Origin of the sequence: Thermogutta sp. (assembly GCF_014359955.1) — a bacterium.
GTDB lineage: Bacteria > Planctomycetota > Planctomycetia > Pirellulales > Thermoguttaceae > Thermogutta.
The window spans coordinates 1-12,732 of record NZ_JACIYL010000036.1 but is presented as its reverse complement, the minus strand read 5'-3'; the positions used below and the strand labels follow the sequence as shown (position 1 = coordinate 12,732).

The 12,732-nt window shown below is 61.0% G+C and carries 5 protein-coding genes and 1 pseudogene; 1 reads left to right on the top strand and 5 read right to left on the bottom strand.

Annotation, left to right across the window (positions count from 1 at the left end):
* The 3 genes from lpxB to H5U08_RS02280 form a co-directional block, all read right to left on the bottom strand.
* Window positions 1-952, bottom strand: a 952-nt coding sequence (gene lpxB / locus H5U08_RS02290) for a lipid-A-disaccharide synthase (protein WP_297029688.1), incomplete at its 3' end; no start/stop codon positions are given.
* Between the two features lie 128 nt (window positions 953-1,080).
* The gene (gene lipA, locus H5U08_RS02285; protein WP_297029690.1) at window positions 1,081-2,067 is read right to left on the bottom strand and encodes a lipoyl synthase; all 987 of its coding nucleotides are present in this window, start codon (window positions 2,065-2,067) and stop codon (window positions 1,081-1,083) included.
* A gap of 28 nt (window positions 2,068-2,095) precedes the next feature.
* Window positions 2,096-4,081, bottom strand: a complete 1,986-nt coding sequence (locus H5U08_RS02280) for a S1 RNA-binding domain-containing protein (protein ID WP_297029687.1) — start codon at window positions 4,079-4,081, stop codon at window positions 2,096-2,098.
* A 550-nt stretch (window positions 4,082-4,631) separates the two neighbouring features.
* Here H5U08_RS02280 and H5U08_RS02275 point away from each other — a divergent pair.
* Window positions 4,632-6,110: a hypothetical protein gene (locus tag H5U08_RS02275; protein ID WP_297029685.1), complete on the top strand. Its 1,479-nt coding sequence runs from the start codon at window positions 4,632-4,634 to the stop codon at window positions 6,108-6,110.
* A 479-nt stretch (window positions 6,111-6,589) separates the two neighbouring features.
* On the opposite strand, the gene H5U08_RS02270 is transcribed toward H5U08_RS02275, so the two are convergent.
* Window positions 6,590-7,258, bottom strand: coding sequence for a hypothetical protein (locus tag H5U08_RS02270; protein ID WP_297029682.1), 669 nt, complete (start codon window positions 7,256-7,258; stop codon window positions 6,590-6,592).
* A 110-nt stretch (window positions 7,259-7,368) separates the two neighbouring features.
* A pseudogene (locus H5U08_RS02265) lies at window positions 7,369-12,711 on the bottom strand (excinuclease ABC subunit A); the annotation flags it as partial.
* Between the last annotated feature and the right edge of the window lie 21 nt (window positions 12,712-12,732).

Genomic DNA, 12,732 nt, shown 5'->3' with positions numbered 1-12,732 from the left:
CCTGGGAACCACCATGATAGAGAAGGTTAACCAGCGTGATGTATTTGACGCGGCGAACGAATTTTTCAATTCGGGCAGCGAGGGGACTGATTCGGTAGAGGATCACGGTGGGCTTTTCGTGATAGAGAAGCTCCAGCGAAACCGACCCGGAAACGGCCAGGCAGCACGTCGCCGACCGGATCAATTCCGGTGTTTTTCCTGCCAGAACGAGGGCGGGAACATCGAGCTGGTGGGCCCAGCGTTCCATGAGCTCGGCCTGATCCGACCGAAAAGCTGCCACGGCCACGCGCAAGCTGGGAATTTGTTCCCGCAGACGGGCCGCCACTTCCAGCATAGCCCGTCCGTTGGCGTGAACCTCCTGATCGCGCGAACCTGGCAGGATGGTGAGCAAAGGGCGGGGATCAGCCGTCAGTTGCGCCTGCAGCGCGCTATCGTACACGGCGCTAGAGCACTCATCGAAAAAGGGATGCCCGACGTAAGTCGCGGAGCAACCTCGGGCAACAAGCCACTGCTGTTCAAAAGGCAACCAGCAGAGGGCATGATCAACCCAGCGACGCATCTTCCGCACCCGCCAGCGCGCCCAGGCCCAAATCTGCGGCGGTCCATAGAAAAAGACGGGAATCCCCCGACTTTTGGCCGCTCGCGCCAGGTGCCAGTTGAAACCGGGATAGTCGATGAGCACCACCGCGTCCGGGCGATGACGCTCCATTTCTGCAATGGCCTGGCGATAGAAACGGTAAAAGTGGTGAAGCTGAATGATCGGACGAAGAAATCCCATGACGGCGTGCGAGGTCAGATCGGCGAGCAACTCGCAGCCAGCGCGAGCCATTCGCGGGCCTCCGAAACCCCAGCAAACAAGATCGGAAACTCTGGCACGCAGCGCTGCGATAAGGGCCGCGCCGTGCTGGTCGCCGCTTGGTTCACCCGCCGAGAAGAAAATTCTGTGCGTCATCGACGCCTCCCTGCTACGCCGCTTCCGTTGTGGCCAGCGCTTTTACGCCGGAAGTAATCGTGGTCGTACGCCAATGGGGGTGATGCCCGAACTCCCACACCCAACGCTGGATCGACGCACCGCCTTTATTACCGGGATCGCTCAGTCTCTCCGCCCGGACGCGTCACGAACTCGGCGCTGCCAGGGTTGTGCGGTGCCGGAACGGGCTTCTGGAGATGCGCGAACACTTCTCCCGCATGATAACTCGATCGCACAAATGGGCCGCTGTAAACCTCTTTGAAACCGATGCGCCGGGCCATGTCCGCCAGGTAATCAAATTCTTCGGGGTGGTAATATCGCACCACCGGAAGATTCTGAGGCGTGGGCTGAAGGTACTGGCCCACGGTGAGGATGTCCACCCCTGCCACCACCAGATCCGCGAAAGTGTCGAGGAGCTCCTGGTAAGTTTCTCCCAGTCCCACCATCAGACCGGACTTGGTGCACAGGCCAGGAAATTCCCGCTTGAGTCGGCGGAACATGTCGAGCGTCCACCGGTAATTAGCCTTGCGTCCGCGAACCGTCGCGTAAAGCCGTGGGACGGTTTCGGTGTTGTGATTGTAAACATCCGGCCTGGCCGACGCGACGGTCGCCACAGACTCCCACCGCCCGTGAAAATCGGACGGCAGCACTTCGATCGTCGCCTGAGTGACGGCACGGACGGCCTCGATCGTCCGCACGAAATGGGCGGCGCCTCCATCCGGGAGATCATCCCGGGTCACGCAGGTGATAACGACATGCTTCAGCCCCAGAGTTGCGGCGGCCTGGGCGACGCGGTGGGGTTCTGTGGGATCAAGAGGCTGGGTCTTGCCTTTTTTCACCGCACAGAAACCGCACCGCCGGGTGCAGACTTCACCCATGATCATGAACGTCGCGGTGCGCCGGGCGTAGCACTCCATGCGATTGGGGCATTTGGCGTGCTCGCACACCGTCACAAGGCCCAGCGTTTCCACCAGTCGGGCGGTGAAATGATTGCCGTTGCCCTTGGGAACGCGACGCTTCAGCCAGCGCGGCAGACCCTGGCGGCAGAGGTTTTCCGTCCCCTCGCAGGATTGACTGGCAACAACGGGGAGCTGAATGGACGTCACTGTTCGTTTTCTCTCCCGATCATTTTTTCAACAAGTCGAGCAGACTCTGCCCGGGACTGCTTCCCAGACCACCCTTGAGCGGCTTGGGCGGCTTCTGCTTCTTGGGTGGCGGTGGCGGAGCGCCCGGTTCGGCGGTCTGCGTGGTGGCTTCGGAGGTTTCCGGTTGTGGTGCGGGCTCCGGCTCTTTCATTTTCATGGCCGCACGGATGGACAGGCTGATCTTCTTTTCCCGCGGATCAAAAGCCAGCACGACAACATCCACCTCGTCCCCCTCTTTGACGACGTCCCTCACCCGCGAGACTCGCTTGGTGGAAAGCTCCGAAATGTGCACGAGACCCTCCACCCCCGGCTCCAGCTCGACAAAAGCGCCGAAATCCATAATGCGGGTGACCCGGCCCTTCCAGAGCGATTGCGGGACGTATTTCTTGTCCGCGTCCTCCCAGGGATTGTAGAGGAGATCGCGGTAACCCAGGCTGATCCGCTGGTTCTCGCGATCGACCTTGTCGATGCGGACCTTGATGGTCTGGCCTTCGCGGAGGACTTCGCTGGGATGCTTGATGCGTCCCCAGGCGATCTGGCTGATGTGGAGCAGGCCATCAACGCCTCCCAGATCGACGAAGGCCCCAAACTCGGTGAGTCGCCGCACGACGCCCTCGCGGATCTGGCCCGGCGTGAGCGAATCCCACAGCAATCGCTGCGCTTGTTCCCGTTCCCTTTCCAGCACAGCGCGACGGCTGAGCACCAGATTTTTGCGTTGCGGATCCGCTTCCAGGACCACGCAGGTGAACGACTGGCCAACGTACTCTTCCGGTTTTTCCACACGGAAGATGTCGATCTGGCTGATGGGAATGAATCCCCGAATGCGATTGACCTCGCATTCCAGACCACCCTGGTTGACGCCCGTCACCCGAGCCTCCACGAGCATGCCCTCGCTCAGGTCGGCCCAGTCGGCGACATCGGCCGCAGCCGCCGGCAGGACGAGTTCGTACACGCCTTCTTCGGGAACGAAGCGGACCACCCGAACTTCGACGGACTGGCCGACCTCGGGAGGTTCCCGGAACAACTTGAGTGGTACAATCCCTTGTTCGCGGAGGCCAAGCTCCACGAAGACATTCTCCCCCCGCACGGCCAGCACCTTGCCCACATGGCGGGATTCCGGCTCGAGCTGGCCGACTTTCACCTTGCTGGTGGTTTCCGTGATGAGTTGTTCGACCGGCACGTCACCAAGGGCCTCGGCAAACTCCTTTTCCAGATCAGGCGGCAAACCCGCCCGACGGTTGAACAAGTCCTGGACCACCTCCCGTGTGAGAATCTGGGCGGAGCCTCGCACCTGTTCCCGGAGCTGGTCGATTTCACTGGCGAGAATTTTTTCGGGATGCTCTTCTTCATCCTCGGGGAAATCCGGCACGGACGAAAAAGTGCGAGGCGGCCGCGTCTCGGGTGCGGGAGATTTCTCGGCTGGCTGATCAGATCGTGTGAAATCGCTGCTCTGGGCACCACCTGGCGGGACAACATCCGCTGCTGGCGCAGTCACAGCACCGCCGCCTGCCGGTTCGGACACCGGCGCGTCACTGCGGACATCGACGCCAGAGACTGCGGGACGACTGTCGGCCAGCGTCTGTTCCTGAACAGTTTCCGGACTGCTATCGGGCAGATTTTTTTCTCCGGCTGAGGCACCGGCGGGCGACGCGGTCGGACGGCTGCCGCGAGCAGATTCCGGAAGCGACGGTCGCGGCCGGGCCGGGGTGACGGGCCTGCCGGGCCGGGGGCGATAGGCGGCCGGGTCCCGTTGCGAACCGATCAGTATCCGAGGCCGATTCGACGCCGTATTGCCATTTTCCTCAGACGACGGAGCGGCGCTGCCTGGTTGATTGGCGTCCGCTGCTTCCGACGGGTTTTCGGGGACGAACCGATTCCCCTGCTCGCCACCAGGCACATCGTTTTTCGGCGAATCTGCCGGACCGTCACCAGAATGGGGGAAAGAGTCGTGCGGATCGTAACTCATAGAGATCGCTCGGAACTGCCAGCGTCCAACAACACGCGTCCCACGCCGACCAAAGGCCGGTTTGTAACCTATGCTCTTATTGTACGGGCAAAAGTAAGCTCACTCCAGGTGTGATGCAGGGGAAGGGCTTTCCCGACAAGGCAACAGCCTGGATGCAGGCCCCAGGCTTGCAAAAACCCTACCACGGAACCGAGGGCGGAAGTTGGGCAGACCAGGAAGAAAAGAGTGGGTGCCGCATCGTCCCCCTGAAAGGGTTATCGCTGCATTAGTCGGCACAAGCGGCCCCAAACTTGAAAAAATCTTTGTGTCGGATTGTCTGTCTGGAAAATAACTTGCGCTGCAACTCGTTAAATTTTGCCAACTTGAATATTTGCATCCCGCGAATTACAGCCCAAAATTGAATAGGGACTGTGCCCCGGTGTTCCTGTGCGCGGGGTGCAGATACCGTCTGTGACGGTGTCCCTAGTGCAAACGAGCCCAAGAGGGAATGGAGGTCAGAGTCCGGGGGTGTGTCCCTGGGTCTTCTGATTCCTTTGGATGAGGTGAAAAGATGAAGGCCGCAATTTTCCTCACACGGCGTCTGGTTCCCGTGATCGCAGCGGTGGGCCTTGCCTGCGCGGGAGTTTCCGCCAGTTTCGGCCAGGTTGTCACAAGCTCGGCGGTTATCTCGCCCTGCGAAGGGACAAGCTACCGCCTCGTCTATCAGACGGTGTACGAACCGGTCCAGGTCACCTCCTATCGGCTGGAATGCGAAACGCAATACGAACAGCGCAAAGTGGTGACCTACAAACCGGTCTGGCAGACGGAGTACCGCGAGCGGCGTTACACAGTCAGTCGGCCGGTGGCCGAGACCAGCGTGCGCGAGGAACGGGTTACCGTCTATAAGCCCGTCTGGGAGACGCAGTATCGGGATGAAAGCTACAACGTCATCCGCTATGTGCAGGAAACAGCAGAGCGCGAAGAACGGGTGAAGGTCCTCAAACCCGTCTGGGAAACCCAGGAAAGGGAAGAATGTTACACGGTGATGCAGCCGGTCCGCCAGATTGTGTACCGCACACAGTACCGCACGGTCACGGAACCGGTCGTCACCTACAAAACGCAGTACGTGGACCAAGGACAGTATGTGGACCAGCTCGTCTTGAAACCCGGGCTGTTCGCGAACCGGTTGACCTGGCAGGCCGGCCAGCCGGTGGTTGATCCGATAACCGGCGCAGTCACCTGGCAACCCGGCGGACTGTACTGGGTGCCCAACAATCGCGGTCGGTACGAATTCCGCAAGGTATGGCAGCCCAACATCGTGGCCCAGGTTGTGCCCGAAACGCAGTACGTCGCCAAGGTGGTGACGGAGCAGGTCCCGGTGGAAGTGGTGACCTACCAGCCCCAGGAAGTGCGGCGAAAGGTGCCCGTGCAGGTCTGCCGCATGGTTGAAGAAGAGCAGGTCCGCAAAATTCCGATTACGGTGATGCGGCCGGTGGTGGAGCGAGTGGAAAAGAAAGTCCCCGTCCAGGTCTGTCGCATGGTGGCAGAGGAACAGGTTCGGCAGATCCCCGTCACCACGTACAAATGGGTGACGGAAGAGCGTGTCGAACAGATACCGGTGCAGGTGTGCCGGATGGTCGCGGAAGAGCAGACGGTCACCGTTCCCCGGACGGTGCAGAAATACGTGCCGGTGACCTACACCTGCTATCGCCCGCGGACGGTCGTTTGCCGGGTGCCGGTGGATCCCTGCCTGGTTCCCCTCGACCTGTGCCCGGTGCCGAGCACAACAGTGACGCCGAGCACGACAACACCGTCTCAGCCAACACCGGCGCCGGCGACTTCCGGCCAATCCCCAAGCCCTGCCGAGCAGCAGCCGACACTTCCTCGTGAGACGCAGCGTGTGCCGGAAAAGCCGGTTCCTGGCCCTGCCCCGCTGGAAAACGGAGGCGCAGGTTCTGGCACGCCGTCCCAACCGGGAAGCGGTGCCCAGCCTTCCGCCCCGGCTCAGCCGCCGGCTCCTACCCCATCTGCTTCCGGCAGCACGACGTGACAGATCGGCCGACAGCGCGAGTTGCCCCGGCTCCTCGTTAAGTCTTTCTCAGCCGCAGAAACGGGACGGGGCTTCGACAGAACCTCTCGCGGCGGTGGCATTCATTGCGACGTGCCTGTCACGTCCGCTTTGTCGGAGGGACCTGCTTGTCAGGTCCGCCGTTTAAGATTCGATCATCCACCGCGTTTCACCGGGGACTGAAGTCCCGCGCCGAAAGCGGGGCTAAAGCCCCGCACTCCACATGTGGAGCCGGGCACGACAAGCGTGCCCCTCCGAGATATTCCTGGCACAGATGCGCTTGTCAGGTCCACATTCCAACCTTTGAACACCGCATTTCAGCGACCGGGCTCCGTGTGCTCGGCTCAGTTGTTGGTTAAATGGTAGGGGCAATTCTTAACCGGTAGGGGCAATTCATGAATGGCCCCTACCACACTGTGACACACGTTGAAATTCCTGGACGAGCAGTCGTCCGTCCGTTTTTACGGTACCAGTTCTAAAGTGGCCCAAAGGCTGGGGTCCTCATCGAAGGGCAACGGTCTGCCCGCCGTGAAAACGAATTCGCGATCGCGGGCCAGATCGCACACGGCATAGTTGAACCCCAAACGGGGATATTCGTGCGGATCGTAGCCTGTCAGGGCATCTTTCAAAAAAAGCATGTCCACGCAATAGCCGTCCGTGTATTCCCGGACGAGAAACTTCAAGCTTCCCGGGGGCGGCGGACTCGGAGCCTCTTTTGCCCGGGGAATACCCACCCACGCCATCTTCGCCTCAATCGCCTGGTTGCTCGCCACGTTGGCCAGCAACACAAAACGATGGCAGTACCGTGTGGCACGGTGCACATCATGGACTGCGCGGGTGTCAATCCATACGTGGATCCATTGGGCGGCGTGGACCATCCGCCGAGCTCGGGGACCGATCTGAAGGTCAAAAATGTGGAACCGCAGCGACAAGCCCTCCTCGTTCCAGCCCGCGCGAACTTCCAGCGGGGGCGTTGCCCCTTCCAGCCCTGCCAGGTTGGGCAGTCGGTAGGATTCATCCAGGTTCGCACCATCCCGGTTCCACAGGGTCTCGCAATGATGGCAGGGCACCGCAAATCGAAAGAGCGCCCGGGCAGGAATGGAGAGCAACGCACGTTTATCACTGGCCATGGTGGGGGTTCCTCATCAGGTAATGGCCTCTTTCTTCCGGTGGATCATCTGGGTTTGGTATGTGTGAATTGTGACACGATTACCTCCTCGCGAGCGCCACGGCGGCACCGTCATTCCATTAGTTCCGCGATGAAGGCATCGGCGGCTTCGTGGAAGAATTTGCCGAGCGCCGACGCATTGTTCAGTTGGCTTCCGGTGAAAAAGAATTCGATTCGGTCTTCTCTGGAACGGCTACCGTCGATCTCCACGTCGCTCCAGAGAGTTCGCAACCTGCCGAGGGGGAACCGATTCTTGGGAGCGCGAACCACCAGCAACAGTCCCTCGGATTTTTTGGTGTAAATGACCGCCCACGTTTTCTGTGAGGGGCCAAGCCGGAGCATGATCATGCTCTTATGGTTAGGGTCAATCGCCACCTCGGGCACGGCCTTTTTGATTCCACCAACAATCTGGCTAAGCAGTTCAGGTTGCCAGCCTAACAGCCGCCCTTTGATACCCTTCTGGGCAAAGTGCCAAATCAAATCGTACTTGGTGGTGCGTGCGCTCTCGGTGCTGCAGAGAAATTGGTAGTCCTCCATGGCAGACGCCAGGAAGTCCCAGAAATTGATTTCATCCAGCGACGCCAATTCGCTGACCCGCAGATCGATCTCGCACCAGGCGCCCTGCTGCCTGGTTGCGAGAGAGGGCGGTGGGAGCGGCGGTTCTTCCTGCGGTGGTTCGTAGAGCTTCAAGAATGGCGAGGAAGCCTCCGGAACGGTCCGCCGGACAGGGCGAAAACTGGGGGAACTGGTGAGTATTTTGGCGGCACGCCGGCCTGTTCGGATTCGCAGACGGAGCTGCAAATCGTCCCCCGTGTAAATGTGCATGAACCACGGGCCCCGCAGTCTTCGTGCGCGGACCTCGATGACATTCTGCGTGGAATAGTCGATCACCAATGTGGACTGGTGGTTTTCCAGAAATTGTATGAGTCGTTCCAGGATGGCCCGATCCCACCGAATAGGCCGTCCATTCATTGCCGATGAGCGAGTGAGGTGCCAGGAACGGCCGTCGGTTTCCCATGGGCTCTTGACGTGGGTCAAGCCGGGTTCGGTTTCCGGTGAATGCAGGGGAAGCAGATGGTCTTTGTACGGATCATACGGCTTGCGTTCCTTGCGGGGGCTGTTCTCCAGGACCGGCGCCAGCACTTCTCCGGTGTAGGATCGCCACGGCGGCTGCATCGCTGACGCCCCCGATTTTCCATTGAGAACTCCATGTTCTGCCTGGCCCTTTTCGCGCTGCCACCAGCGAGAGTAGGCGACCACATCTTCCGGCGTGCCCGCCACCACGACATGTCCCCCCTGTTCACCCGCTTCAGGACCAAGATCGATGATCCAGTCGGCCGATTTAATGACGTCCAGATTGTGCTCGATGACGACCACCGTGTTTCCCAGATCAACCAGCCGCTGGAGGACATCGAGGAGGCGGGAGAGATCGTCAAAGTGGAGGCCGGTGGTCGGCTCGTCGAGGAGGTAGAGCGTGCGTCCGGTGTCCGGGCGTGCCAGTTCTGCCGCCAATTTGACCCGTTGCGCCTCACCACCGGAGAGCGTGTTGGCCGGCTGACCCAGCCTGAGATACCCAAGCCCCACATCACAGAGGACCTGGAGAATACGGCGGATCTCGGGAATATTTTTGAACAGTTCGAGGGCGTCCTCGCAGGGCATATCAAGGACGTCGGAGATCGATTTTCCGTGATAGGTCACGGCAAGGGTTTCCGCGTCGTACCGCCGACCATGGCAGGCGTCGCATTCCACCCAGACGTCCGGCAGGAAGTGCATCTCAATCTTGATCTGTCCGGCGCCCTCGCATTTTTCGCATCGGCCGCCGGGCACATTAAAGCTGAACCGCCGCCGGGTGAAGCCGCGGCGTTTGGCTTCCGGTAATTGAGCGAACAGATCGCGAATCTTGTCAAACACCCCGGTGTACGTGGCAGGGGTGGACGTGGGGGTCTGACCGAGCGGCTGCTGATCGACGCGGATGACCTTGTTGATCAGCTCCACACCCTGAAGGCGATCGAATTCTCCAGGGACGGTGTTGGCACGGTGGAGATGCCGGGCAAGGGCGTGATAGAGGACGTCTTCCACCAGCGAGCTTTTTCCGCTGCCACTCACCCCCGTGATGACGGTGAAGGTCCCCAGCGGAATGGCCACGCTGATGTTTTTGAGATTGTTATGGCGTGCGCCGTGGACTTCCAGCCAGCCGCCGCCGGGTGTGCGGAATGCTCGCCACACGGACTGGCCGGGCACGGACTCCTGAATGAGTGAACCGGGTTCGCCGGGCCACCAGGACGGCATCCGCCGGTTGCTGGGCGTGAAAATCGCCTTTTTGCCGGAAATGTACGGTCCGGTGACGGACGCGCGGCTGCGTGCGACCCGCGCTGGCCTCCCCTGAGCGACGATCTCGCCCCCTTTGTCGCCCGCCTCGGGACCAAAATCCAGCAGATGATCCGCCGCCTGGATAACCTCCCGGTCGTGTTCCACAACGAGGAGCGTATTCCCCAGATCACGCAGTTTCCGCAAGGCGGCGAGGAGACGGTGGTTGTCGCGAGGATGGAGGCCGATCGTCGGCTCATCCAGCACGTAGAGGACGCCGCACAGACCGCTTCCCACCTGTGCGGCAAGGCGGATACGCTGCGATTCTCCGCCGGACAGTGTGGGGGCCGACCGGGCAAGGGTCAGATAATCGAGCCCCACATCCACCAGAAATTGCACACGGCTGACGATTTCGCGGACGATGTCCCCGGCGATTTCCTGTTCCCGGGGCGTCAGTTGCCACGAGCGGACCTCCTCGAGGAGGCGTCCCAGCGGCAGCCGACACCACTCGTCGATCGTGCGATTCCGGAAACGGACCGCCGCCGCGTCGTCTCGCAGCCGACTGCCGCCGCAGAGCGTGCATTCGGTCTCGGCCACAATGTCCTGGAACGCGGCACGCAGTCGGGGGGACGTGGCAGTCACTGTTTCCAGCGTGGGATACAGTCCCCTGTATTGGAACCGCAGGAGGATCCGCCGGCCCTCGGCCGACTCGTTGCCGGACGGTGCTTCGTCCGACTTCTCGCCGCGCATTTCGCGACGAATCCGCTCGTAATCTTCCTGCCACACGTCAAACCATCGCTCGCCCGTTCCGTGGAAGATCAGTCGCCGGGCGATCCCGGAGAGTTCCTCCCACGGCACATCGAGGGGAATACCTGTCTCCCGGCAGAGGGTTTCCACTACCGCCCGGGACAGCGGCTCGTCGTGAGTCGGCCAGATGGCCAGGGCCTGTTCGCGGAGAGTCGCTTTGGGATTGAGGACAAGCGCGGCAGGATCGGCGCCGACTTCCTTGCCCAGCCCCTCGCACCCGGGACACCATCCCAGAGGACTGTTGAAGGAGAAATGGTTGGGCGACAGCGGCTCGAAACTACGACCGCATTTTTCGCAGGCGAAGTGCTGGCTATGCCGCACTGTTTTCCAGAATTGCTCCGGCGTTCGCTCGTTGGGATAGAGGACGATCATGACGCCGTCGCCCAGCGACAGCGCCATCTCCACGCTCCCCGCGATGCGGTCGCGCTGGTCCGGGCGAACGACAACTCGGTCCACCACCACCTCCACCGCGTGCTGACGGCGGCGGTCGATACGTGGGGGATCGTCCAAACTGTGGATGATCCCGTCCACGCGAACCCGGGTGAATCCCCCGCGACGAAGCTCATCCCACAACTGGTTCACATCGCCACCGTCGCGGAGATCGAGCGGGGCAAGGAGAAAGAGCCGCGTGCCCTCGGGATGGGCCATCACCTTGGCGATGATCTGATCGGCCGCCTGCGTTCCCACGGGAATTCCGCACTGGGGGCAGTAGGGCTGACCCAGTCGGGCCATGAGGACGCGGAAGTAATCGTAGATTTCCGTGACCGTGCCCACGGTGGAACGCGGCGTGTTGGCCGCGTGCTTTTGTTCGATGGCGATCGCCGGGGAAAGCCCTTCCACATGATCCACCTTGGGCTTTTGCATCTGGCTGACGAATTGCCGGGCGTAGGTACTGAGACTTTCCACATAGCGGCGCTGCCCCTCCGCGTACACCGTATCCATGGCCAGGGAGCTTTTCCCCGAGCCACTTCTTCCGCAGCACACGGTGAGCTGATCCCGCGGGATCTCCACGTTGATGCCTTTGAGATTGTGCTGGCGGGCGCCACGGATGGTGATGGCGCGAATGGGCTTGGCTTTGCGGGTACGGGCCTTCAAACTACGGAAGAACTCCTCGCGTTCCTTGCTCTTCCCGTTCAGCGCCGGCAGGGTATGCCCGGCCAGGACGTGACGCAGGAAGCGGCCTGTATGGGATGCCTCCACCTGGGCCACCTCTTCCGGTGTCCCCGTGGCCACGATATACCCTCCCGCATCACCGCCTTCCGGTCCCAGATCGATAATCCAGTCCGCGGTTTTGATGACCTCCAGATTGTGCTCGACGACAATCACGGTGTTGCCGGCATCCACAAAGCTGTGCAGGACCTTGAGGAGCAGCTCAATATCGGCAAAGTGCAGTCCAGTGGTGGGCTCGTCGAGGATGTAAATCGTCTTGCCAGTGCTGCGTTTGGTCAGTTCCCGGGCGAGCTTGATTCGCTGAGCCTCGCCGCCGGAAAGCGTGGGTGACGGCTGGCCGAGCTTCATGTAGTCCAGCCCGACGGCGTGAAGCGTCTCCAGCTTATGCCGGATGGGTGGGATGTTCTCGAAAAGCTCGAGGGCCTCGCGAACATCCATGTCCAGCACATCGGCGATATTTTTGCCCTTGTAGCGGATCTGGAGTGTCTGCCGGTTGAAACGTTTTCCCTCGCAGACGGGACAGGTGACCCAGATGTCAGCCAGAAAATCCATCTCCAGCTTGGTGGCACCGTTGCCCTCGCAGGATTCGCATCGACCACCCGCCACATTGAAACTGAATCGGCCCGGTTTGTAGCCGCGCAGCCGCGACTCGGGCAAGTCAGCAAATAATTTCCGGATATCATCAAACACCTTGATGTAGGTGGCGGGATTGGAACGCGGCGTCCGCCCGATCGGCGACTGGTCAATGGCGATCATTTTGTCCAGGTATTCCAATCCCTCGATGCTGTCGAACGCGCCGGGATTACCTGTTCCGCCGTTCAACTCGATGTTCAGTGCCTCGACCAGGATGTCGCTGACCAGGGAGCTCTTTCCGGAGCCGGACACACCCGTCACACACACGAACAACCCGAGCGGGATTTCCACATCGATATTCTTGAGGTTATTGTGGCGTGCGCCGCGGATAACGAGTTTTTTCTCAGTCGGGGACCTGCGCTGCGTGGGAATTGGGATCGCCTTACGACCCGAGAGATACTGACCGGTGAGACTTTCCGGCACTTTGATGACCTCTTCAAAGTCGCCCATGGCCACCACCCGACCACCTCGGCTGCCGGGTCCCGGACCGAAGTCCACGATGCAGTCGGCCGCCCAGAT